Here is a 22,981-nt window from a genome sequence, read left to right as displayed (position 1 = left end):
TGGGAATTAGCATCGCGGTGCGGTCGCAGCAGTTCTTCTCGCACCTCGGAGGGTGACCACGTGACAGAAACCGGTTCGCTGACGTGTCCGTATAACGGAACACCCAGATATCCCTTTGACGGGGGCGAGCCGACCCAGTACCTGAACGAGGTCTACTTCGAGCTCGGTCCCGGCGTCTGGCCGATCTGGCTCGAGCTGGCGCAGCGCCCGGCGTTCCTCGTGAACGGGCACGCGCTGCTGGTCGAGGTCTTCACGCGTGCCGACGACTTCCTCCAGCCGGTCGACCCGATCCCGGGCGTCGTCCCCCTCCAGGGGACGCTCCTCGCCATGCACGGGCGCGAGCACCTGCGGGTGCGCAGGCCCGCCGCACGGCCGTTCGGGCGCGCGGAGGTCGAGCGGCGGCGTGGCCGCGTCAGGGACCTGGTCGAGGCGCGGCTCGACGGGTTCGCGGGGCGGGAGAGCTTCGATCTCGTCGCCGATCTCGCGACGCCGCTGACCCTTCAGGTGCTCGGCGAGATCCTGGGCGTGCCGGAGGCCGACCTTCCGCTGTTCGTCGGGTGGGGCGACAGGTTCCTCAACTTCTCCGACCCGCTCGACGCCCGCGCCGCCGTCCAGGAGATGTGCGCGCACATCGGCGGTCTGCTCCAGGCGCGGAAGGCCGACCCGTCGAGCGACGACATCCTGTCGGCGTACGCGGGGGAGCAGGGCAAGGACGTCAGCACGCCCGAGGCGGTCATGGTCGGCGCGAACATCGTGTCCGGCGGCTGGGAGACCACCACGACGGCGCTCACGTCGATGGTGCTGCATCTGCTCACGCATGGACCGGTCCCGGGAGGCACCCACTGGGACGCGCTCGTCGCGGACCCGTCGCTGATCCCCGGGGCGGTGCAGGAGCTGCTGCGGACCAGGCCCGCCAGCGGCGACGACGGCCCGCCCAGGATCGCCGCCCGCGACCTTGTCCTGGACGGCGTCGAGATCCCCGCGGGCAGCATCCTCATCCTCGGCAAGTACGGGGCGAGTTCCGACCCCGGCGTCTTCCCCGAGCCGCGTACCGTCGACTTCACCCGGGAGAACGCGCGCGACCACCTCGCGTTCGGCGCGGGCCCGCACATCTGCCTCGGCAAGTGGCTGGCCATCGTCATCCTGGAGGAGGCCCTTGCGGCGCTCCTGGCCCGCTACCCGGGCCTCCGCCTCACCGGGGAGCCCATCGAGTGGCGTAAGCGCTCCGGCGCACGCCGTCCGGAACAGCTCTGGCTGCACCCCGCCTGACGCGCCCGCCATCCTGACGCCCTGTCCTCTCGCCGCGAATACGCGGTCAGAACCTCACGCGACCGCGAGGTGGAGAGGACGGGGGCCCGTCAGCCGGGCGAATAGGTGCACGGGAAACTACCGTCGAACTGATGCGCCGACGGCGGTTTCTTACCGCGGGGAAAGGCCGATTTCCTTGCATTAGCCGCGCGGCCTGGCCGATTAGGGCCAGGCCCACCGCCCGAAGCGGTGAGTAGACGCTCGCGGTCAGTTTTTGCGTTAGCGGGTGGGGCCGCGCAGGGCGTCGGCGGCCCAGGCGGTGATGCGGTCGGCGAGGGTGGCGCGGCCGTCGAGGATGTGACGGGAGAAGGCCGTGCGTTCGTGGGCGAGGACGGCGGCCTCCCAGACGCACGGGGCCAGGCCGACGCGTCCGGGACGCAGGAGTTCCGGCTTGCCGGCGGGGCCGGTGAAGATCGCCAGGTCGGACATGTACCCCTCGATCCAGGTGTGGACGAGGACGTAGTCGCCGTCGCCGCCCGCGTGGAAGATCAGGGTCGCGAGGCCCAGGGAGCCGCGCGCCGCGCCGAGCTGGAGGTGGGTTCCGGCAAGGCGGAGGGCGGCCTCCAGGTCATGTTCGGCCACGGTGCGGCCCGGCGCTTCGATCCCGTACACCTTCACCAGGTGGCCGCCCGCCTCGCGCGTCCCCCAGGCCCGGACGTCGCGGTCGTGGTGGCCGTCGGAGAGGTCGCGCAGGGCCTCCTCGTCAAGGGCGGCCGGTAGCTCTCGGTGTTCGATCATGTACCCATCATGCCTGATCGTCCGTTTCGACGGAATGGGCGGCCTCGGCACGGACGGCTTACCGCAAAGCCCGGCGCGGATCTTCGTCCGGACGGCATGCTTCACCTGCGGAGCAGTACGAATTCTTGGAGAGACGATGAAGGCAGTGCGTTACCACCGGTACGGCGACGCCGACGTGCTGGTGCACGAGGAGGCCGACCGGCCCGTGCCGGGCCCCGGCCAGGTGCTGCTGCGGGTCGCGGCGACCTCGTTCAACCCGGTCGACGCGCAGATCAGGGCCGGGCTGCTCCAGCAAGCGTATCCGCTGACGCTCCCGCACACCCCGGGCATCGACGCGGCGGGGACCGTCGAGGAGCTGGGCGATGACGTCGAGGGGTGGGCGGAGGGCGATCCCGTCGTGGCGTTCCTGCCGCTGGGCGCGCCGGGCGCGGCGGCGGAGTTCGTGCTCGTCCCGGCCGCGCTGCTGACCGCCGCGCCCACGACGATCGCGCTCGCCGACGCCGCCGCGCTGCCCGCCCCCGGCCTGACGGCCTGGCAGGCGCTGTTCGACCACGCCGCGCTCGTCCCCGGCCAGACGGTCCTGGTCAACGGGGGCGGCGGCGCGGTCGGCGGGTACGCGGTGCAGCTCGCGGCACACGCGGGCGCGGCCGTCACCGCGACGGCGGGGCCGGCGAGCGCCGAGCGGCTGCGCGCGTTCGGCGCGTCCCACCTCGTCGACTACACCGAGGCCCCGCTCGCGGAGGCCGCGGGTGAGCGGTACGACGTGGTGCTGAACCTCGTCCCGACCGGGCCCGCCGACTCCGCCGCGCTCACCGGCCTTGTCGCCGACGACGGCGTCCTGGTCAGCGCGACGACCCCCGCGCCGGAGGACCAGGCACGCGGCGTCCGCGCCCTGCGCATGTTCGCCAGGTCCGACGCGGCCCAGCTGGCCGCGCTGGTCGCCAGGATCGACGCGGGCGACCTCACGGTCGACGTCGAGGCCCGCCGCCCCCTCGCCGACCTCCCGGCCCTGCACACCGAGTACGCCTCCGGCACCCGCCTCGGCCGGACGGTGATCACCGTCCCGTAACACGCGTGAGAGGGCCCCGGCGCGGTGGGCGTCGGGGCCCTCGCGGGTGGTCAGTCGGGGCGGGGCCAGGCGGTGACGAAGCGGTCGAGGAGGTCGGCGAAGAGGCGGGACTCCTCGGGGGTGAAGGCGGCGAGCGCCTCGGCGACGGCGACGCGCCGGGTCCGGTGGATGTCGTCCACGAGGGCTCTGCCCTGCGCGGTGAGGCGGACGAGGGCGTACCGGGAGTCGTCGGGGTCGGGTCGGCGCTCGATGAGCCCGTCGTGCAGGAGCTCGGTCGTCAGGCGGCTCGCCCGGGGGCGGTCGACGCCGATCGCCTGGCCGATCGCCGAGATCGCCATGCCGTCCGCGGCCTCTTCGAGCGCGTCGAGGTAGCGGAAGCGCGCCGCGTCGACCGAGGAGGCGGCGACGGGATCGGCAGCCGTGTGGTGCAGGCGGCGGGCCTGCTGGTCGCGGCGGATGCGCACAAGCGCCCGTTCGACCACGTCCTCGGGCTCCCGCTGTGCCATGACCGCGATCCTACAACAGTTGTCACTTGACAACTGTTTGGCGTCTTCCGATGATGGTTGTATGAATACAACTGATCAGGTCCGGCGACGCCGTCGGCGGCGCGTGCTCGTCACGGTCGCGGCGATCGTGCTCTACGCGGTCGTCGCGTTCGGTCTCGCGGCGCTGCTCCCGGGCGACGCCTGGCCCGCGATCGGCGACGCCGAGTACTCGTCGGGCCAGGCGACCGTCGTCCCCGCGCTCAACGTGTTCGCCGTCGGCGCGATCGTCCTCGCCCTCCTCCAGCCCGTCCTTCCGAAGGTTCCGAGGATCGTTCTCGACGTGCTCCTCGGCATCGCCGCCGCAGCCGCCGGACCTGCCCTGGCCGCCGTCAGCGGCACCGACGCCGGAATCGTCACGCCGGGAACCCTCGTCCTCGCGGCGGGCGGGATCGCCGTCGCCCTCGCCCGCACCGGTCTCACCCGCCCCGAGGACTAGAGCGCGACGCGCAACCGTCGGCCCGGCCTAGACGGTGACGGTTCGGCTCGAGCCGATCGGGAGCCAGGTGAAGGGGCCGGCGAGCTCCTTGCGGGTGTGGTCGAGGATGGCGGCGTGGTCCTCGCGGAAGTGCTGCCAGCCCTCGTAGTGGACCGGCAGGACGGTGGTGGGGGACAGGCCCTTGAGGAGGGCGAGGCCGTCGGCGGCGGTCATGGTGTAGCGCAGCGGGCCGGTGTGGGGGAAGCGGACCCCGCCGAGATGGAGCAGGACGGTCCCCGGGCGGAGCGCCTGGGCGGTCTTGCGCACCGGACCCGTCAGGGTGGTGTCGCCGGTGATCCACAGGGGGCCGTTGTCCTGGCCCTGCCAGGTGAGGGCGAAGCCGACGACCTCGCCGCTGATCGGACGGCTGAGCGGCGGGCCGTGCCTGGCGGGCGTGGCGGTGACCGTCACGGGGGGTCTGCCGTCGGCCGTGAGCCGGTGGGCGGCTCCCGGGCGCAGGCCGATCGCGCCCGACCCGAGGCGGCGCGCGCCCGACCTCGTGGTGAGGACGGCTCCGGCGCGGGGCAGGAGGGCGCGTCCGGCGTCGTCGAGGTTGTCGGCGTGGTGGTCGTGGGTGAGCAGGACCGCGTCGATCGGCGGAAGGTCGGCGGCGGCGACGGCGGGGCCGGTGAGTTTGCGGCTCGAGGTGCCCCAGCCGAACCGGTAGGTGCGTCCCGGGGGGTCGAAGGTCGGGTCGGTGAGCAGCCGCCATCCGGCGAACTCGATGAGGACTGTGGGGCCGCCGATGTGGGTGAAGGCGACGTCGGTCATGGTCGGAGCTCCTGTCGGGTCAGGGCCGCGCCGGAAAGGCGCGGCCCTGGCGGGTTATCGGCGGTCAGCGGGTGCCGACGTACGCGGCGACGATAGTGGCGGTCGCGGCGGTGGGGTGGGAGATCATGACGACATGCGAGGAGCGGATCTCGCTGGTCTGGCTGCGGGCGCGCGCGGCCATGGTGCGCTGGACCGCGGGCGGGATGACCTTTCCGGCGGCGGTCCTGTGCGGTGTTCATGGCTTGAAGCTAGATCGCGGCTTCGCGCCGGGAATCCGTCAGTTGACCGCAATGCGGCGGCTACTGCAGGCTGCGGCAGCGCGGCGCGTGGAAGGGCGCAGGGGAACCGCCTCGACGGCGTGGCGCTCGGTCGAGGCGGGTGTCAGACGCGGTGGGGTGGGTTCCCGGCCCTAGGGCAGGTCGGCGGAGGGACGTCCGTCGGCCCGTGGGGGGATCGGGGGTTGCCATGCGGGGTCGGCCTTGGCCATGGTGTGCAGGAGCGCCAAGGTCGCGTAGCAGTCGGCGAGCGCCCGGTGCCCGCTGCCTGGCTGCTTCTGCCGCCGGTATTCGCCCAGGGAGTCGTCCCACTCGCCGATCCACTGCGCGTACCAGAGCGTCACGCACTCCCAGCGCGTCTGCTCAAGCCAGGCGTCGGCCGCCTTGAAGTCCTGGAACCCGCTGTCGTTGCACCACGCGACGTTGCCGCGAAGGACCTCTCGGTCATACTCGGCGTTGTAGGCGATGACCCGCTTTCCCGGCAGCAGCTCGGACAGGTCGTCGAACGGTTCGTCCCAGAACCTTTCGTACGGATCGCACATCTCGAAGGTGATCCCGTGCTCGGCCGTCGCCTCCGGGGCGATCTCGTGCTGGACGCCCACGAGGGTGTCGTAGACGACCTCGCCGTCGGCCAGGATCAGACCGATCTCGCAGATGTCGACGGCGGTGGGATCGCCCCCCGCCAGAACGGCGGTCTCGCAGTCGTAGATCACCGTCTGCGGGTCCGCGAGAACGCCGCGCGCCCACTCGATTGCGCCACGACGATCCTCGTGGCGCTCAGCGTCTGTCTTCGGCACCGGCGAACCGACCTTTCACTTCTACGTGCGGAAGATCAGCTTGGGGACAGATCGCCGCGTATGCAAGCGGAACCGCCCAGAACATGAGCGGCCGGGCGCTCCGGGGAGGTGTCTCAGAGGTCGTCTTGGTGGCGGGCGCAGATGAGGGCCTCGATTTCGGCGGAGAAGGGGCCCCGGGCGAACGCGACGGCGGCGCGGGTCTCCTCGGCGATGAGGTCGCTGTTGATGGCGGTGGCGGCCAGGGCCCCGTGCGCGCGGGCGGCGGCGAGCGGGGACGACGGGTCGGCGGCGTCTCCGGCCGCCCAGACGCCGGGGGCGCGGGTGTGTCCGGCGGCGCCGGTGGGGAGGTGGGTGCCAAGGCCGTCGGGGTGTTCGACGGGGTGCAGGCCCAGGTCGGTGAGGAAGCCCGCGCGGGCGTGTTTGCGTTCGGGGACGGCGATGACGTCGCGGGCGATGAGCGCGCCGTCGTCAAGGCGGACTCCCGGGGCCTTGCCCTCGATCGCGGCGACGCGGCCGTCGATGACGGGGATGCCGCGGGCGGCCAGGCGTTCGGCGTCGTCGGCCGACGGCTTCACCGAGCCCGCGAACAAGATGACGTCCGCGCTCCACTGACGCCACAACAGCGCCCGGCCGACGGCCTCGGGCCCTTCGCCGATCACCCCGATCGCCCTGTCCCGAACGGACCAGCCGTCCCGGTACGGGCAGGTGACGACGTCGCGCCGGCCCGCGAGCCCGGGGACGTCAGGCAGCTCGACGTCCGCACCGGACGCGACGAGGAGCCGCCGCGCCCTGAACCGCCGCCCGTCCTCGAACAGCACAGCGAACGCGCCCCCGGACCTGGTGACGCCGACGACCTCGCCCTGCACGACGCGTCCGCCGTGCCGCAGGACCTCGACCCCCATCGTCGCGTCGCGGCCGCAGCCGATGTCGCACACGAGCACCGACCGGCGTGCCCGCGCGAGCGTCAGCGCGCCGCTCAGCCCCGCCTCGCCTCCGCCGACCACCACCACGTCGTAACCGCCCTCGCCCACCGGAACCTCCAGTTCCACCACAGATCACTACCAGAACCCGCGCCTGCGCGGGACGCTCCGACGCCCCACCTATGAAGACGTTCGAGCCACGCATTCCGTTCACCGTCCGGAGCGCTCCGTGAGCGGGTTTCGAGCCCGCACCGGGTCAGTTGCGCTTCGGGCGGAGGGCGGTGGGGCCCGTGGTGAGCATCGTGGCGAGGGTGCGCCACCAGGGGTGGGCGGGGTCGGGTTCCTGGCCGGAGGCGATGCGGTGGAGCTGGTCGGCGTGCCACTGGAGGTTGACGGCGCTGTCGAGCGGGCGGAGGTCGGTGAGGCGGCCCAGGACGGCGCGGGCGCCCATGCGGATGGGCGGGACGTCGAGGTGGGCCACGCCGCGTTCCAGGAGGGCGCGTGGGGCGTCGGGGGTGACGCAGGCGGGACGGCCAAGGCCGATGATGTCGCAGTCGTCGTCGGTGAGGGCCTGGTCCATGGCGGCGCGGGTGCGGAAGCCGCCGGTGACGGCGATCGGGACGCCCTCGGCGACGGCGCGGACCGTGCGGGCGTAGTCGAGGAAGTACGCCTCCCGGGCCCGGGTGGACTCGGCCATGACGCCCATCATCGCGGGGGCCTCGTAGGAGCCGCCGCTGATCTCGATGAGGTCGACGCCCTCGGCGACGAGCGCGCGCACGACGTCGCGTGACTCGTCCTCGGTGAACCCGCCGCGCTGGAAGTCCGCCGAGTTCAGCTTGATCCCGACGGAGAACCCGGGGCTGACGGCCGTCCGGATCGTCCGCAGCACCTCGAGGACGAACGCGCGACGGCGTTCTGCGTCGCCGCCCCACGCGTCGTCGCGCCGGTTCGACCTCGGGGACAGGAACTGGGTGACGAGGTAGCCGTGCGCGCCGTGGATCTGCACCCCGTCGAACCCCGCGGCCTCCACGAGCGCGGCGGACCTCCCGAACCGGGCGATGATCTCGCGGATCTCCGCGTCCGTGAGGGCGACGGGTTTCGCCGCCCCGGGGACGCGCGCGGCGATCGCGCTCGGCGCGACCGGCCGGTTCCGGCTGACGCGCTGGTTGGCCTGCCGTCCCGGGTGGTTCAGCTGCACCCAGATCGGCCCGCCCTTCTCGTGGTAGCCCTCGGCGAGACGGCTTAGCGCGCTGAGATGCCGCTCGTCCTCGACGACGACGTTGCCCGGCTCGCCCCGCTGCCGTCCGTCGACCATGACGTTGCCGGTGACCGTCAGCCCGTATCCGCCGCCGCCCCATCGGCGGTACAGGGTCTCAAGGCGGGTGCCGGGGGAGCCGTCGGGTGCGGCGAGGCCCTCGCTCAGCGCCGACTTCAGCAGCCGGTTCGGCAGCGTCAGGCCGGATCTGAGCGTGAGCGGGCTGTCCAGGGAAACGTCATGCGTCATGTGCGGTCCTCACCGGGGACGGGTACGTGGCGGGCCGGGCCGTCGTCAGACCGTACCCCGCCGCTTACTGATCGGCCCGGCCGACACTTTGGCTTTTTTTGGGCCGCGTCTTCTCGGATTGGAAGTCCCATCCTGGGAGTATCCGGGGAATGTGCGGGTTGGCGGGATTCACCGGGGAAGCCTCGGAGCGGGTGGTGAAGCCGATGGTCGAGGCGCTGGCGTGTCGGGGGCCCGACGCGCAGGCGCTGTGGGTCGGCGACGGCGCGACGCTCGGCCACACCAGGCTGGCGATCGTCGACCTCGTCGGCGGACGGCAGCCGATGCAGGCGGGCCGCGCGGTCCTCGCGTTCACGGGTGAGGTCTACAACCACCGCGAGCTGCGCGCCGAGCTTGGGCGCGGCGGGCACAGGTTCGCGACGGTCTCGGACACCGAGGTCGTCCTCGCCGGATACCTGGCGTGGGGCGACGGGGTCGTCGCGCGGCTCGAGGGGATGTTCGCGTTCGCGGTGTGGGAGCCGGCGCGGCGCAGGCTGCTGCTCGCCCGCGACAGGCTCGGCGTCAAGCCGCTGTACTACCAGCGCGTCGACGGCGGGGTCCGGTTCGCGTCGGAGCCGAAGGCGCTGCTCGCCCACCCGGAGGCCGGCGCGTGCGTCGACCTTGACGGCCTGCGCGAGCTGCTGCTGTCGTCGCATCCGATGACGAGCACGCCGGGCCGCTCCCCGTTCTGTGGGATCGCGCAGCTGCCGCCCGGCTGCGTGCTGGTCGCCACGCCGGAGCGGACCGAGCTGCGCCGCTACTGGCGGCTCGAGCCGCGCGAGCACACCGACGACCTCCCGACCACGATCGACACGGTCCGGGGCCTGCTGGACCGGGCGGTGCGCGGCGAGCTCCAGGCCGACGTGCCGAGGTGCACGCTGCTGTCGGGCGGGCTCGACTCGAGCGTCATCGCCGCGCTGGTCGGCGCGGGCCAGGACACGGTGTCGGTCGAGGTCGGCGCGGCGCACGGCACCGACCCGATGCGACGCGGGTGGGACGCGCCGTATGTGGCTTTGATGGCGGAACGGCTGGAGTCGTCGCACCGCCAGGTGGCGCTCGCGGCCGCGGAACTCGCCGATCCCGCGCTGCGCGAGCAGGTCGTGGCGGCCAAGGACGGGCTGAGCCTCGGCGACTTCGACTTCTCCGCGCTGCTGCTGTTCCGCGCGGTAGCCGAGCGGCACAAGGTGGCGCTGTCGGGCGAGGCGGCCGACGAGATCTTCGGCGGGTACCGCTGGTTCCAGGAGGAGGCCGTCGGGTTCCCGTGGTCGGGCGTGCTCGACCGGGGCGACCTCGCGCGGCTGCTCGATCCGGGCCTCGCCCGGCTGCTCGACCTCGACGGGTACCGCCGCGCCCTGTATGAGTCGGCCGCCGCCGAGATCGACCACCCCGCGTCGGCCGGGCGCGCGGAACGGCGGCTGCGGATCAACAGCCATCTCAACCTGTCACGGTTCCTGCCGGGGCTGCTGTCGCGGACCGACCGGCTGTCGATGAGCTGCGGGCTTGAGGTGCGCGTCCCGTTCTGCGACCACCGGCTTGTGGAGTATGTCTTCAATGTCCCCTGGGCGATGAAGTCGTTCGACGGGCGCGAGAAGAGCCTCCTGCGCGCGGCCGCAAGGGGCCTTGTGCCGGGGGAGATCCTTCGGCGGCGCAAGAGCCCGTATCCGATGGTCCGCGACGCCGCCTACCGTGCCGCGCTCGCCGTCCAGGTCGAGGACCTGCTGGGCGGGGACGGGCCCGCGCTCGAGCTGCTCGACGCCGTCGCCGTCCGGGGGCTGCTGCTCGACGCGGGACGCGCGGACAGGTTCCCGCGCGAGGGCCTTGAGTTCGTCCTCGACCTCGACGTGTTCCTTCGCCTGTACCGTCCGACCTTGGAGCTGCGATGACCGATCCCGTGATCGTCTCGGTGGTCCGTACGCCGATCGGCAGGGCCCACAAGGGCTCGCTCGCGGCCTTCCGGCCCGACGATCTGCTCGCGGCCACCGTCGAGGCGGCGCTCGCCCGGGTGCCGGAGCTCGATCCGCGCGATCTCGACGATCTGATCGCGGGGTGTGCGCTGCCGGGCGGCGAGCAGGGGTTCAACATCGCGCGGATCACCGCGCTGCTGCTCGGCCTCGACCATCTGCCGGGGGTGACCGTCAACCGGTTCTGCACCTCGTCGCTCCAGGCGCTGCGGCAGGCCGCCCAGACGATCCGGTGCGGTGACGCCGAGGCCGTCGTGGCGTGCGGCGTCGAATCCCAGTCGCGGCTCGCGCGCGGCAGCAGTGACGCGTGGCCGGACACCGAGAACCCCGCGTTCGCCGAGGCCAAGGCGCGCACTGGGCGTTCCGCACGCGGGGAGCTGGCGTGGAGGGACCCGCGTCTGACGGGGGACGCGCCCGATCCGTATATCGCGGTCGGCCTTGCCGCCGAGAACGTCGCCGATCATTACGGGATCAGTCGGGAGGAGATGGACGCGTATGCGGCACGGTCGCACCAGCGCGCTCAGCGGCACGCGCGGGCGCACCGGATGATCGCGTTGAAGACTCCGGACGGTGTCCGCGTCACGGGCGACGACTGTCCGCGTGCGGGCGTCACTCCGGCGACGTTGTCCGGGCTCGTGCCCAGGTTCCGGGATGGGGGACGGGTGACGGCGGGGAACAGCGCGCCGCTCTCGGACGGCGCGGCCGCCGCCGTCGTCATGGCCGGGGACGCGGCACGCGCCCGGGGGATCAGGCCGCTGGCCCGGATTCTGGCGACGGGCGTGTCGGCGATGTCCCCCGAGATCGAAGGGCCCGCGCCCGTCGCCGCGACCCGGGAGGCGCTGGCGAAAGCGGGCATGGCCCTTGACGACGTCGACGTGCTCACCGGGAACGAGCCGTTCGCCGCCCAGGTCCTCGCCTACTGCGCGGAACTCGGCATCGACCCGGCCCGGATGAACCCGCTCGGCGGCTCGATCGCGCTCGGCGAACCCTACGGGGCCGCCGGGGTCCGCAACGTCAGCACCGCCCTTGACGCCCTGCACCACACCGGCGCGGCGACGGCCCTCGTCTCGATCGTCGCGGCCGGAGGGCAGGGGATGGCCCTCGTCCTCGAGCGGATCTGAGGCGTCAGGGGAGGAAGAAGGCCGCGCCCGCCTCGGCGGCGAGGCCGGGGCCGAACGCGGGGGTGGGGGTGTGCGCCCCGGGCTCGGCATCGCCGCGTAGGAGGCGGAGCGCGGCGGCGGTGGTGACGTCGGCGGTGAAGTCCATGCCGTCGCCGGTGCGGAGCCAGCCTTCGCGGACCGTCCCGTCGGGCCAGGTGACGACGGCGCGGCCCCACGAGTGCGCGCGGGGCATCGGCGCGGCCTTGATCGGGGCCTTGGCCAGCTGGCTGAGGGCGGCGCGGCGCAGCGCGGGCACCTTCAGCAGCGCTCCGGCGAGCGGGAGGGCCGCGCGGATGACGGCGCCCGTCGGGGCGAGTCCCGAGGTCGCGATGACGTCGGGCGCGCCGCTCGCGCGCTGGGCCGCGACGAGTTCGGCGGAGGGGGCGGACGCGGAGCGCACGGTTTCGCCGTCGGGCAGGACGAGGGTCGACGCGTGCGCGCCGAGCCGGGTCCGCACGAGCCGTCCGCCCGCGTACGCGCGGCCGCCCGTGGTGAGCACGTCGACGATGGTCGCGGCGAAGGCTTCGCCCGTCAGCCCGGCCTCGGAAGCGACCGAGGACAGCGCGTCGACCCGCACCGCGCGCGGCGTGGGCCGTCCGTCGCACAGCTCCGCGACCACGGCCTCGGTGGCAAGGACGCCGAAGCCCGCTCCGGTGACCAGGGTGCTGCCGCCCTCGACCGCCTCGCGGTGGAGGCCGAAGAGCCGGGCCGTCCAGTCGAGATCGGCCCCCTGGTCGAGGTAGTGGCCGCCGGGCAGACAGGCCCTGGCGATCGGCTCAGCCGTCCGCGCGTACCCGCCGAGCGTGTTCACCACGACGGCCGGACGGCGTCGCCGGATCTCCGCGACCATCCGGTCGACGGAGTCGGTGACGAGGATCTTCGCGCCGCTCCCCGACGGCACGACCGCGCCAAGCCGGTCGGCGTCACGCCCAACGAGCACAAGCGGGCAGCCCCGCCCGGCCAGCCGCTCAACGACGGCACGCCCAATGCGCCCCGCCGCCCCGAGAACCCAGATCTCCCCGCTCCGCTCGTCCATAGAGGACCTCCGTCCCACGGGCCTGGCCCGCCTGATGTCTCACAGTGTCATCACCGAGGCTAGCAGGCGATGACACCCTGAGACGTCACTGAGTCCCTGGCGGGGAGCGGGTGATCGCACGCCGGGCCGGCGTTGGGTCCCGGGCGGGGAACACGCGATCGCGCACCGGGCCGTCGCTGCGCGCGGGGCGGGGGAGGAGTGATGACACTGTGGGACGTCGGGTGGTAGCGTCGGGGCATGGCTCGGTGGGATCCCGGTGCGGAGCAGCGCCTGCGCGGCGCGGCGCTCGAGCTCTTCGGCGAGCACGGGTACGAGGCGGTCACCGTGACCCAGATCGCTGAGCGCGCCGGGCTGACCCGGCGTTCGTTCTTCCGCTACTTCCCCGACAAGCGCGAGGTCCTCTTCGCGCACTCCGACCGCCTGCCCCCGGCCTTCGCCGAGGCCGTCGCGGCAGTTGACGCGGCCGAACCGCCCCTGGCCGCCGCCCTCACCGCGGTCTCCTCGGTGGGCGAGCGGCTCGTCGACCTGGTCAGCGACGCCGCGCCGCGCAGGGCGGTGATCGCGGCGAGCGCCGAACTGCGCGAACGCGAACGCACCAAACTCGCCTCAGTGGCCGAGGCGATCCAACAGGCACTCGAAGCCCGCGGCACCGAACCCACCGCGGCCCGCCTCACCGCCCACCTCGCCACCCTCGCCTTCCGCGAAGCCTTCGACCACTGGATCGACGCCAACGGCAAAGAACCCTTCCCCACCTGCCTCGCCGCCACAGTCACCACCCTCCAATCCTGCATAACCCAACCCCACCCCACCCCCTAACCCCTTACCGCGCAGTCCCTTCGGGACTGTGCGGTCCTGCGCTGTGCGGTCCTGCGCTGTGCGGTCCTGCGCTGTGCGGTCCTGCGCTGTGCGGTCCTGCGCTGTGCGGTCCTGCGCTGCGCGCCCCTGCGCTGCGCGCCCCTGCGCTGCGCGGCCTGGCTCTACGAGGTGGGTAGCGCGTGGCCCTGCGCTACGCGCGCTGGCGCTGCGTGGCCCGGCGTCGCGGGGGCCTGCTTGTGCGGCCCTGACCGCGCGGCCCTGCGCTGTGCGGTCCTGCGCTGCGCGCGCCTGCACCGCGCGGCCCTGCGATGTGCGCGCCTGTGCTGCGCGGTCTGGCAGGTGGGTAGCGCGTGGCCCTGCGATGCGCGCGCGTGTGCTGTGGGGGTGTGGTGGCGGTTTTTTTCGTGCGGTCCCGAAGGGAGTGCACGAAAAAAAAAGGGGGTTAGGTGGGGGGGAGGGTTAGGAGGTGGCGGGAGAGGGTGGTGATGGCGGGGGGGATTGTGGGGTTGGCGCGGAGGTGGGGGGTGCGGGCGAGGTCGTGGGCGAGGGAGAGGGTGGCGTGGACCGTGATGCGGGCGGGGGTGTCGTCGAGGTCGGGGCGGTGGAGGCGCAGCAGGTGGGTCCACTCGGTGACGTATTCGTGTTGGGAGCGGCGGACCTTGTGGCGGTGGTCGTCGGGCAGGTGGTCGATGTCGGTGATGACCAGGCCGAAGATCTCCGGTTGGGCCTGGCTGAGCGCGACGTAGGAGCACAGCAGCCGGTCGAGTCCGTCGGCGGGGGAGACGGCGAGCCGGTAGGCCGTCGCGGCGTCGGTGGCCAGCGCCGCGACGCCGCGCCACATGGTGGCGATCAGCAGGTCGAGCTTGCTCGCCCAGTGGTTGTAGACGCTCGGCCCGGCGATCCCGACCGCCCTGCCGACGTCCTCGATGCTGACGCCGCTGTAGCCGTGCGCGGCGAACATCCTGACCGCCTGGTTCAGCAGTTCCTCCCGGCGTGTGACGGGCCGGAGGCCCGCGCGCGGCGGCGTCCTCGCGTCCGGGTCGATCGGGGGGAGTTCCGCGGTGAGCACGGTGTCGGCGAGTCTGGCGAGCACCTTCTCGAACACGTGCCTGGGCGGGTCGAGCCGGTGGAAGGCCGGGCTCGTCAGCACCGACAGCAGCGCCCACGCGCGCACGTCGGCGCTGATCGCCGTCTCCCCGGGCCGCACCGCGCGGATGTAGGCGGCGAGACCCGCGCCGATCGCTCGGATGACGTCGCGGTGCCTGCGGCGTTCCTCGGGTGGGAGGTTGCGGCTTTCGCGCTGCCACATCAGGCCCACGTGCCGCTGGTCGAGGGCGAAGGACGCCATCGCGGCGGCGGCGTCGGCGGGGGCCTTGCCCGGCAGCGCGCGGACGCCTTCGAGGACGGGGCTCAGCCCCGCCCCCACCACCTCCGACAGCACATCCGGTTTGCCGGAGAAGTGGCGATAAAGGGCGGAGGGGCCCACGCCGACCGCCTCGGCGATGTCGCCCATGCCGACCCTCGCGTAGCCGCGCTCGGCGAACAGGCGCGTCGCCGCCGCGAGGATCTGCGCGCGCCTGTCGCGCGGGCGGGTGCCGCGCGGTGCGGGCGACGGGTCGGCCATGGGCCCCTCCCTGGGGTCAGCCGGGCATCGGGGGGCCGCCGACGATCTCCTTCATGATCAACGTGGTGCCTCCGCAGATCCGGAAGATCCCGGTGTCGGCCCTGGCTCGGGCGATCGGGTGTTCGAGCATGTAACCGTACCGTCCGCTAGATCTGGAAGCCGCCGCCGCAGACCAGGGTCTGCCCGCTGACGTAGTCGGATTCGGGAAGGCACAGCAGGTACACCGCGCCCGCCGCCTCGGCCGGGGTGCCCGCGCGGCCGAGCGGGATCGACTGCTCCATCGCGGTGAGCAGCGCGGGGCTGACACCCACCTTGATCTCCCTGCCCTGCACGTCGATGCTCGATCCCGAGTCGGCGGGGGCCTGGGTGAGCCGTGTGTTGATCAGCCCGAACGCGACGGTGTTCACCGTGACGTTGTAGCGCCCCCACTCCTTGGCGAGCGTCTTGGTGAGTCCGGTGACGCCCGCCTTGGCCGCCGCGTAGTTGGCCTGCCCCGGGTTCCCGCCGAGCCCGGCGATCGAGGAGATGTTGACGACCTTGCGGCACGGCACCGCCGCGCCCTCGGCCGCCGCCGCCTTGACCAGGCCGGAGATGATCGGCTGGGCCGCGCGCAGGATGCGGAACGGGGCCTTCAGATGGACGTCGAGGATGGCGTCCCACTGCTCGTCCGTCATCTTCTGGATGACCGTGTCCCAGGTGTATCCGGCGTTGTTGACGATGATGTCGAGACCGCCGAACGCCTCGAGGGCCGTCTGGGTGAACCGCTCGGCGAACCCGTCGTCGGTGACGCTGCCCGTGCACGCGACGGCACGCCCGCCCCGGCTCTCGATCGCGGCGACGGTCTCCTTGGCCGGTCCCTCATCGAGGTCGTTGATGACGACCGACGCGCCGTCGGAGGCGAGCTTGCGTGCGATCTCCGCGCCGATGCCCCGGCCCGAGCCGGTGACCAGGGCGACCTTGCCGTTGAGCTTTCCCATGGGTGTTCCTTTCGCGGGGGAGGGGGTCACGCGGTCTCGGCGATCGCCTCGCCGAGCAGCGTGACAGTGCCGTCTTCGAGCGTGACGCGCAGTTCGAGGACGGCGAGGCCGTCGGCGACCGAGACGACCTCGGCGGTGCAGGTGGGCCTGGCATGGATCGGGGTGATCGCGGCGAACCGGACGCGGAAGGAGCGCAGCCGCTCCTGCGGGACCCAGTCGGTGAGCAGCCGCCCGAGGTAGGCCATCGAGAGCATGCCGTGCGCGAACACGTCGTCGAGCCCGGCCGCTCGGGCGTCGTCGAGGTCGATGTGGATGGGGTTGTGGTCGCCCGACGCGCCAGCGAACAGCGCGAGCGTGGTCCGCGAGATGGGCTCGACGGTCAGCGGCTGCGGCCAGGTGAGGGCGGGCGTCGAGGTCATCGGGCCGCCTCCGGACGCCGCACGACGAGCACGCCGACGGACTCCGCGACGGGCTCCCCGTCTCGGGTCACCGTCGTCTCCTTCGTGAGCAGTTCGAGCGCGCCGCCCTTCTTGACGGCTACGTCAGTGATCCTGGTGGTCAGGGTGAGTTCGTCCCCGGCGTAGGCGAGCGCGTGGTACGTGAACGCCTGCTCGCCGTGCAGCACGTGCCGCAGGTCGACGCCGAGGCCCGCGAGCCAGCCGAACGGCTCGGGCCGCTCCATCTCGAGCCCGAACAGGAACGTCGGCGGGACGGGCAGGTCGGGGTGTCCGGCGGCGCGCGCGGCGCTGACGTCGGTGTAGACCGGGTCGGTCTGCCCGGTGGCTCGCGCGAAGAACACGAGCCTGCCGCGCTCGGCGGTCACCGTGAGGGGCGGGAAGTCGAGCGCCAGCGCCCTGGCCCGATCGACGGCCATGCTCAGCCCACCTTCTCGTACAGGGTGACCACTGCCGCGCCGCCGAGGCCGATGTTGTGCTGGAGCGCCAGCGAGGCGTTCTCGACCTGGCGTCCGCCCGCCTCGCCGCGCAGCTGCCAGGTCAGCTCCGCGCACTGGGCGAGCCCGGTCGCGCCGAGCGGGTGGCCCTTGGCCAGCAGCCCGCCCGACGGGTTCGTCACGACGCGTCCGCCGTAGGTGTTGTCGCCGTCGAGGACGAACTTCTCCGCGGTGCCCTCCTCGGTGAGCCCCAGCGCCTCGTAGGTGATGAGTTCGTTCGTGGTGAAGCAGTCATGCAGCTCGACCACGGGGATGTCGCGGGGGTCGACGCTGGCCTTCTCGTAGACCTGGCGCGCCGCCGAAGCCGACATGTCGTAGCCGACGAGCCGCATGAGGTCGCCGTCGAAGGAGGCGGGGGTGTCGGTCGTCATCGCCTGGGCGGCGATCGCGACGTCGGCGCGGATTCCGTGCGTCCTGGCGAAGTCGGCGCTGACCAGCACGGCGGCCGCAGCGCCGCAGGTGGGCGGGCAGCACTGGAGCCGGGTGAGCGGCCCGAAGACGCGCGGCGAGTTCAGCACCTCGTCAACGGTCAGCGGGTCGGTGAACACCGCGTACGGGTTGTGCGCGGCGTGCCTGCGCGCCTTGACGGTGATGTGCGCGAACACCGACGGGTCCATGCCGTACTTGTCGCAGTATGCCTGGCCCGCTCCGCCGAAGTAGCGGGGCGCGAGCGGGATGTCGCCGACGTCGCCCTGCTCGCGTAGGACGACCTCGTCAAAGCGGGCGAACGGGCTCGTCCTGTCGTCCCAGTGCGAGGTGAGCGCGCCGCGCCGCATCTGCTCGAACCCGAACGCGAGCACGCAGTCGGCCGCGCCGGACGCGACGGCCTGCCTGGCGAGGAACAGCGCCGACGAGCCAGTCGAGCAGTTGTTGTTCACGTTGACGACCGGGACGCCGGTCATGCCGACGTTGTAGAGCGCGTTCTGGCCGCTGGTCGAGTCGCCGTACACATAGCCCGCGTACACCTGCTGGACCTGCCGCAGGTCGACGCCCGCGTCGCGCAGCGCGGCGCCGATCGCCGCCCCGGCCTGCGCCTCGTAGCCCTCGCCGCGGCTCGGCGTCACGAACGGCGCCATGCCCACTCCGGCGACCGTGACTCTCTCCGTCATAGCTCCTCCTCGGTGCTAGTGGAAGTTCACTTAATACCTACCACGCGCTTGACGCTTAAGCTAAGAGCAATAACACTGTGAGCCATCGCACTATCGGCGGTTCACATAAGACCGCTTGACCTACGGAGTGCCCTGATGTATCTGACCCAGAGCCTGCACCGCGCCGTCCAGCAGCAGCCGGACGCGGTGATGACGACCTACGCCGACCGCACCCGCACCTTCCGCGAGACCGCCGACCGGGTGGCCCGCCTCGCCGGGGCGCTGCGCGACCTCGGCGTCGGGCGCGGAGACCGGGTGGCGATCCTCGCGCTCAACTCCGACCGCTACCACGAGTACCTGCTCGCCGTTCCGTGGGCGGACGCCGTCCTCGTGCCGCTGAACATCCGCTGGAGCCCCGCCGAGGTCGCCTACGCGCTGCGCGACTCAGGCGCGCGCGTCCTCCTGGTGGACGACGCCTTCGCGCCCGTCCTGCCCACCCTGCGCGCCGAGGTCCCCGACCTGGCGTCCGTCGTGCACATCGGCGACGGCCCGCTGCCCGAGGGGGCGCTGGCGTACGAGGGGCTGATCGCGGCGGCGGAGCCGGCCGAGGACGTCAGGCGCGGCGGCGACGCGCTCGCCGGGATCTTCTACACCGGCGGGACCACGGGTTTTCCCAAGGGCGTCATGCTCTCGCACGCCAACCTCTACGTGTCGTGGGCGGGTTCTGCGGCCTCCGGGTACCTCGCCGGGGCGGACTCGCGCAGCCTGCACGTCGCGCCGCTCTTCCACCTCGCCGCCTTGGCGGCGTGGGGCGTGGCCCTGATGGTCGGCGCTTCGCATGTGATCGTCCCCGCGTTCGAGCCCGTCGCGGTCTTCGGCGCGATCGCGACGCACAAGGCCACCGACGTCCTGCTCGTTCCGACGATGATCCAGGTTCTCGCCGACCACCCGGCCGTGGTCGAGCACGATCTGAGCAGCTTGCGCGGGGTGTTCTATGGCGCGTCGCCGATCACCAAGCCGGTCCTGGAGCGGGCGATGAAGGCGCTGCCCAGGGCGTCCTTCGCGCAGGGGTACGGGATGACGGAACTGTCGCCCGTCGCGACCTTCCTCAGCCCCGCCGACCACACCGACCCGGCGCTGATGCGGTCCGCGGGCCGCGCCGCGCCGCACGCCGAGGTCAGGGTGACCGACGCCGACGGCGTCGAGGTCCCGAACGGGACTGTCGGCGAGGTCGTCGTCCGGGGCGGGCACGTCATGCTCGGGTACTGGAACAAGCCGGACGAGACCGCCGCGGCGCTGCGCGACGGGTGGATGCGCACGGGCGACGCCGGATACCTCGACGACCGGGGCTACCTGTTCGTCGTGGACCGGGTGAAGGACATGATCGTCACGGGCGGCGAGAACGTGTACTCGGTCGAGGTCGAGAACGCCGTCGCGGGCCACCCGTCAGTCGCGCAGTGCGCGGTCATCGGCGTGCCGGACGCCACGTGGGGCGAGGCGGTCCACGCCGTCGTCGTCCTGCACCCGGGCACGACCCTCACCCTTGACGAACTGCGCACGCACACCAAAACCCTCATCGCCGGCTACAAGGCCCCGCGCGGCCTCGACATCGTCGACGCCCTCCCCATCTCCGGCGCAGGCAAGGTCCTCAAACGCGACCTCCGCTCACCCCACTGGACCAACCGCGACAGATCAGTCAACTGACCGGCCTACGGAGCCCCACCCCCGCGGTCGACTGGTTCACCGAGTACCTCAAGCCCTGACCAGTCCCCCTTGCCGCCCGCTGCGCCGCGCGTGTGCGCGGCGGAGCGGGCGGCGTGCGGTGGGGCGGGCAGGATGCAGGCGTCCTCGCGGAGGCCGGGAAGACGCCGGGCGGCTGGTGTTAGGTTTGGTGGTTGTGGGGCATAGGGATGAGACGCGGGTGGCGTATGACGGGGTCGCGGAGCTGTATGCGTCGATGTTCGCTGATCGGCTTGAGACGAGGCCGTTCGCGCGGGCGATGCTGGGGAGTTTCGCGGAGTTGGTGCGGGGGGCGGGGAATGTGCGGGTCGGTGATGTCGGGTGTGGGCCGGGGCATTTGACGGCGATGTTGGGTGATCTTGGGCTTGACGCGGTCGGGTTTGATCTGTCTGCGGCGATGGTCGGGCACGCGCGTCGCGCGAATCCGTCGCTGGGGTTCGTTGAGGCGTCGATGGAGGCGCTGCCGGTTGAGGACGGGGTGTTCGGGGGAGTGCTTGCGCACTACTCGATGATCCACACGCCGCCCGCCGAACTGCCTGCCGTGCTGGCGGAGCAGGTCAGGGTTCTCGCGCCGGGTGGGCTGCTGCTCGCCTCGTTCTTTGCGACCGACGCGGCTGACCCGATCCGTTTCGACCACAAGGTCACGCCCGCCTACAGCTGGCCCGTTGACGCGTTCGCCGAGCTTGTGTCGGACGCCGGACTTATCCCCTTCGCGCGTCTAGTCCATGATCCGGCGTCCGAGCGTGGCTTTCTTGATGCGCACCTGATGGCTCGCCTCTCCTGAGGTTCCGGTCGTCCGGGCCGGGGTTCGGGGTGGCACTCCCCGGGCGGCGTCTCGACGCGACGGTCGCCTGGGGACCCGGGCCCGGCCCGGAGTGCGGGCGGTCAGGCGGAGCCTGGCCTTTGTCGGCCCGTGTTCCGGGCCCTATAAGCAGGGCCCGGACGGCGGGTCAGGAGGGGATCGGGGTCCAGATGCTGGAGGAGGCGGCGCTGGTCTCTACGGCCGCTAGGACGCGTTGGACCTGGAGGCCGTCGGCGAAGGACGGCGTGGGGGGCTTCCCGGTGGCGACGGCGTCGAGGAAGTCGCGGATCTCGTGGGTGAAGGTGTGCTCGTAGCCGAGTCCGTGCCCTGGCGGCCACCACGCGGCGGCGTAAGGGTGGCCGGGTTCGGTGGCGAGGATGCGGCGGAAGCCCGATTCTTCGGCGGGGAGGGTGTGGTCGTGGAAGAGCAGTTCGTTGAGCCGTTCGAAGTCGAACGCGATGCTGCCGAGCGAGCCGTTCACCTCGAGGCGGAGCGCGTTCTTGCGGCCCGCCGCGAACCGGGTTGCCTCGAACGTCGCGAGCGCCCCGCCGGACATCCTGGCGAGGAAGACCGCGGCGTCGTCCACGGTGACGGGTCCGCTGCCGCCCCCGTCAGGTAGCGGACGTTCCCTGACAAAGGTCTCGGTCAGCGCCGAGACCCCCGTGATCGCCTCCCCCGTGACGAACTGGGCCATGTCGATGATGTGCGCGCCGATGTCGCCGAGCGCGCCGGACCCGGCCCGGTCCCGGTCGAGCCGCCACACCAGCGGGTGTTCCGGATCGACGATCCAGTCCTGAAGGTAGGTGGCGCGCACGTGCCGGATCTCCCCGAGCCGCCCCGACGCGACGAGTTCACGCGCGTACGAGACGGCAGGGACACGCCGGTAGTTGAACGCGACCATGCTCAGCACGCCGCGCCCCGCCGCCTCCTCGGCGGCGGCCGTCATCTCCTCGGCCTCGGCGACCGAGTTGGCGAGCGGCTTCTCGCACAGCACGTGCTTGCCCGCCGCCAGCGCCGCGAGCGCGATCTCGCGGTGCGCGTCGCCGGGCGCGCAGATGTCGACTATCTGCACGTCGTCGCGCGCGACGAGGTCACGCCAGTCGGTGACGGCGTGCGCCCAGCCGAGGTCGGCCGCGGCGCGCTCAACGCGCTGCGACCGACCGGCGAGGACCGCCATCGAAGCCCGCACAGGCAGGTCGAAGAACGCCCCGACGCTGCGCCACGCCTGCGAGTGCACGCGGCCCATGAAGGCGTATCCGACCATGCCCACCCCGAGCGTGGGCCTGACGTCAGTCACGAGTGGTTCTCCGTTCTCAGGATTCGAAGCCGAGCGGCAGGTACTCGTCGACGTTGTCCTTGGTGATGGTCTCCGAGGCCAACGTGATCGACTGCGGCACCTGGTGCTCGACGAGGTCGCTCATGCCCTTGCCCTGCGCGATGAGGCGGGCGAGCTTCACGGCCGACGACGCCATCGTGGGGCTGTAGGTGACGGTCGCCTCAAGGACGCTGGAGCCCGACTGGATCTCCCGCATCGCGTTGGCCGACCCCGCGCCGCCGACGAGGAAGAACTCGTTGCGGCTCGCCTCCTTGATGGCGGCCAGGACACCGATGCCCTGGTCGTCGTCGTGGTTCCAGATCGCGTCGATCTTCTTGTGCGCCTGGAGCAGGTTGCCGGTCACCTCGTTGCCGGACTCGACGGTGAAGGCGGCGTCCTGCTTGGCCGTCACCGAGAAGCCATAGGTCTTGAGCGCGTCGGCGAAGCCCTTGCTGCGGTCCTGGGTGAGCGGGAGCGTCGCGATGCCCTGGATCTCCAGGATGACGGGGTTCGAGACGCCCTTGTCCTTGAGCTTCGCGCCGATGTAGTGCCCGGCGGCGACGCCCATGCCGTAATTGTCGCCGCCGATCCAGGTCCGGTAGGAGAGCTTGTCGGGGAAGATCCGGTCGAGGTTGACCACGGGGATGCCCGCGTCGCTCGCCTTGCGCGCGATCTGGTTGAGCTGACCGCCGTCGTTCGGCAGCAGCACGAGCGCGTTGACCTTCGCCGCGATAAGCGACTCGACCGCGGCGATCTGCTGGTTGATGTCGTTGGTCGGCTCGACCGGCTTGAACTCCACGTCGGAGTACTGGCCGGCGGCGGCCTCGGCGTTCTTGGCGATGGCGGCGATCCAGCCGTGGTCGGCGGCGGGCGCGGAGAAGCCGATGACGACCTTCTGGCCGGGCTCGTCGTTCGCGCCCGTCGCGGCCGGGACGGCGGCGGCCGAGCCGGTGGGCTCGGGGTCGTTGCCGGTGCACGCGGTGGCGAGGGCCGCGGTGCCGACGACCGCGCCGCCGAGCAGGAAGCCGCGGCGTCCGAGGTTGGAGGACATGGTTCTCCTAAAGGGGGATGG

General features: G+C 72.3%; 22 protein-coding genes. 8 read left to right on the top strand and 14 right to left on the bottom strand.

The window, feature by feature from the left end; genetic code table 11:
- The first annotated feature begins 60 nt into the window (after nucleotides 1-60).
- Nucleotides 61-1,269, top strand: a complete 1,209-nt coding sequence (locus tag R9X44_RS13185) for a cytochrome P450 (RefSeq protein WP_319814393.1) — start codon at nucleotides 61-63, stop codon at nucleotides 1,267-1,269.
- 258 nt (nucleotides 1,270-1,527) lie between these two features.
- On the opposite strand, the gene R9X44_RS13180 is transcribed toward R9X44_RS13185, so the two are convergent.
- Nucleotides 1,528-2,046, bottom strand: a complete 519-nt coding sequence (locus R9X44_RS13180) for a hypothetical protein (protein ID WP_319814392.1) — start codon at nucleotides 2,044-2,046, stop codon at nucleotides 1,528-1,530.
- Nucleotides 2,047-2,182: 136 nt separating this feature from the next.
- On the opposite strand from R9X44_RS13180, the gene R9X44_RS13175 reads away from it, so the two are divergent.
- Complete coding sequence (locus tag R9X44_RS13175; RefSeq protein ID WP_319814391.1) at nucleotides 2,183-3,115, top strand: NADP-dependent oxidoreductase; 933 nt, start codon at nucleotides 2,183-2,185, stop codon at nucleotides 3,113-3,115.
- Nucleotides 3,116-3,165: 50 nt separating this feature from the next.
- Here the strand turns inward: R9X44_RS13175 and R9X44_RS13170 are convergent, their stop codons facing one another.
- Complete coding sequence (locus R9X44_RS13170; protein WP_319814390.1) at nucleotides 3,166-3,621, bottom strand: MarR family winged helix-turn-helix transcriptional regulator; 456 nt, start codon at nucleotides 3,619-3,621, stop codon at nucleotides 3,166-3,168.
- A 61-nt stretch (nucleotides 3,622-3,682) separates the two neighbouring features.
- Here R9X44_RS13170 and R9X44_RS13165 point away from each other — a divergent pair, with 61 nt between their 5' ends.
- On the top strand, nucleotides 3,683-4,096 hold the full coding sequence (locus R9X44_RS13165) for a hypothetical protein (protein ID WP_319814389.1): 414 nt from the start codon (nucleotides 3,683-3,685) through the stop codon (nucleotides 4,094-4,096).
- Between the two features lie 27 nt (nucleotides 4,097-4,123).
- Here the strand turns inward: R9X44_RS13165 and R9X44_RS13160 are convergent, their stop codons facing one another.
- From R9X44_RS13160 to R9X44_RS13145, 4 genes are all read right to left on the bottom strand, one after another.
- Nucleotides 4,124-4,906, bottom strand: a complete 783-nt coding sequence (locus R9X44_RS13160) for an MBL fold metallo-hydrolase (RefSeq protein ID WP_319814388.1) — start codon at nucleotides 4,904-4,906, stop codon at nucleotides 4,124-4,126.
- A gap of 409 nt (nucleotides 4,907-5,315) precedes the next feature.
- Nucleotides 5,316-5,978: a 3'-5' exonuclease gene (locus tag R9X44_RS13155; protein WP_319814387.1), complete on the bottom strand. Its 663-nt coding sequence runs from the start codon at nucleotides 5,976-5,978 to the stop codon at nucleotides 5,316-5,318.
- Nucleotides 5,979-6,091: 113 nt separating this feature from the next.
- Entirely contained in the window at nucleotides 6,092-7,027 is a 936-nt protein-coding gene (locus tag R9X44_RS13150) for an FAD-dependent oxidoreductase (RefSeq protein WP_319814386.1), read from the bottom strand.
- Nucleotides 7,028-7,154: 127 nt separating this feature from the next.
- Complete coding sequence (locus tag R9X44_RS13145) at nucleotides 7,155-8,402, bottom strand: NADH:flavin oxidoreductase/NADH oxidase family protein (protein WP_319814385.1); 1,248 nt, start codon at nucleotides 8,400-8,402, stop codon at nucleotides 7,155-7,157.
- A gap of 149 nt (nucleotides 8,403-8,551) precedes the next feature.
- Between R9X44_RS13145 and asnB the strand changes: the two genes are divergently transcribed.
- Nucleotides 8,552-10,321: an asparagine synthase (glutamine-hydrolyzing) gene (gene asnB, locus R9X44_RS13140; RefSeq protein WP_319814384.1), complete on the top strand. Its 1,770-nt coding sequence runs from the start codon at nucleotides 8,552-8,554 to the stop codon at nucleotides 10,319-10,321.
- Nucleotides 10,318-11,520, top strand: a complete 1,203-nt coding sequence (locus R9X44_RS13135; protein WP_319814383.1) for an acetyl-CoA C-acyltransferase — start codon at nucleotides 10,318-10,320, stop codon at nucleotides 11,518-11,520. Before asnB ends, R9X44_RS13135 begins: the two co-directional genes overlap by 4 nt.
- 4 nt (nucleotides 11,521-11,524) lie before the next feature.
- On the opposite strand, the gene R9X44_RS13130 is transcribed toward R9X44_RS13135, so the two are convergent.
- The gene (locus R9X44_RS13130; protein WP_319814382.1) at nucleotides 11,525-12,595 is read right to left on the bottom strand and encodes a saccharopine dehydrogenase NADP-binding domain-containing protein; all 1,071 of its coding nucleotides are present in this window, start codon (nucleotides 12,593-12,595) and stop codon (nucleotides 11,525-11,527) included.
- Between the two features lie 237 nt (nucleotides 12,596-12,832).
- Between R9X44_RS13130 and R9X44_RS13125 the strand changes: the two genes are divergently transcribed.
- Complete coding sequence (locus tag R9X44_RS13125; RefSeq protein WP_319814381.1) at nucleotides 12,833-13,411, top strand: helix-turn-helix domain-containing protein; 579 nt, start codon at nucleotides 12,833-12,835, stop codon at nucleotides 13,409-13,411.
- Between the two features lie 442 nt (nucleotides 13,412-13,853).
- On the opposite strand, the gene R9X44_RS13120 is transcribed toward R9X44_RS13125, so the two are convergent.
- The 5 genes from R9X44_RS13120 to R9X44_RS13100 form a co-directional block, all read right to left on the bottom strand.
- Nucleotides 13,854-15,035, bottom strand: a complete 1,182-nt coding sequence (locus tag R9X44_RS13120; RefSeq protein ID WP_319814380.1) for a TetR/AcrR family transcriptional regulator — start codon at nucleotides 15,033-15,035, stop codon at nucleotides 13,854-13,856.
- A gap of 146 nt (nucleotides 15,036-15,181) precedes the next feature.
- The gene (locus R9X44_RS13115; protein ID WP_319814379.1) at nucleotides 15,182-16,012 is read right to left on the bottom strand and encodes an SDR family NAD(P)-dependent oxidoreductase; all 831 of its coding nucleotides are present in this window, start codon (nucleotides 16,010-16,012) and stop codon (nucleotides 15,182-15,184) included.
- Nucleotides 16,013-16,038: 26 nt separating this feature from the next.
- On the bottom strand, nucleotides 16,039-16,431 hold the full coding sequence (locus R9X44_RS13110) for a MaoC/PaaZ C-terminal domain-containing protein (RefSeq protein WP_319814378.1): 393 nt from the start codon (nucleotides 16,429-16,431) through the stop codon (nucleotides 16,039-16,041).
- Complete coding sequence (locus R9X44_RS13105) at nucleotides 16,428-16,886, bottom strand: MaoC family dehydratase N-terminal domain-containing protein (protein ID WP_319814377.1); 459 nt, start codon at nucleotides 16,884-16,886, stop codon at nucleotides 16,428-16,430. Before R9X44_RS13105 ends, R9X44_RS13110 begins: the two co-directional genes overlap by 4 nt.
- Before the next feature lie 2 nt (nucleotides 16,887-16,888).
- Nucleotides 16,889-18,073 carry a lipid-transfer protein gene (locus R9X44_RS13100; protein WP_319814376.1) on the bottom strand — a complete coding sequence of 395 codons (1,185 nt, stop codon included), beginning with the start codon at nucleotides 18,071-18,073 and terminating at the stop codon, nucleotides 16,889-16,891.
- Between the two features lie 135 nt (nucleotides 18,074-18,208).
- On the opposite strand from R9X44_RS13100, the gene R9X44_RS13095 reads away from it, so the two are divergent.
- Together R9X44_RS13095 and R9X44_RS13090 are read left to right on the top strand one after the other, a co-directional pair.
- Nucleotides 18,209-19,756, top strand: a complete 1,548-nt coding sequence (locus tag R9X44_RS13095; protein WP_319814375.1) for a long-chain fatty acid--CoA ligase — start codon at nucleotides 18,209-18,211, stop codon at nucleotides 19,754-19,756.
- Nucleotides 19,757-20,009: 253 nt separating this feature from the next.
- Nucleotides 20,010-20,576 carry a class I SAM-dependent methyltransferase gene (locus tag R9X44_RS13090; RefSeq protein WP_413774948.1) on the top strand — a complete coding sequence of 189 codons (567 nt, stop codon included), beginning with the start codon at nucleotides 20,010-20,012 and terminating at the stop codon, nucleotides 20,574-20,576.
- Between the two features lie 166 nt (nucleotides 20,577-20,742).
- Here the strand turns inward: R9X44_RS13090 and R9X44_RS13085 are convergent, their stop codons facing one another.
- Nucleotides 20,743-21,891 (bottom strand): Gfo/Idh/MocA family oxidoreductase, encoded by a 1,149-nt coding sequence (locus tag R9X44_RS13085; RefSeq protein ID WP_319814373.1) that lies wholly within the window; start codon nucleotides 21,889-21,891, stop codon nucleotides 20,743-20,745.
- A 16-nt stretch (nucleotides 21,892-21,907) separates the two neighbouring features.
- Nucleotides 21,908-22,960, bottom strand: a complete 1,053-nt coding sequence (locus tag R9X44_RS13080; protein WP_319814372.1) for a substrate-binding domain-containing protein — start codon at nucleotides 22,958-22,960, stop codon at nucleotides 21,908-21,910.
- Between the last annotated feature and the right edge of the window lie 21 nt (nucleotides 22,961-22,981).

Origin of the sequence: Actinocorallia sp. A-T 12471, from assembly GCF_033875155.1 — a bacterium.
In the GTDB taxonomy this organism is placed as follows: Bacteria; Actinomycetota; Actinomycetes; order Streptosporangiales; family Streptosporangiaceae; genus Actinocorallia.
Note: the sequence above shows the minus strand (reverse complement) of the source record. Positions and strands in the feature narration are given on the sequence as shown.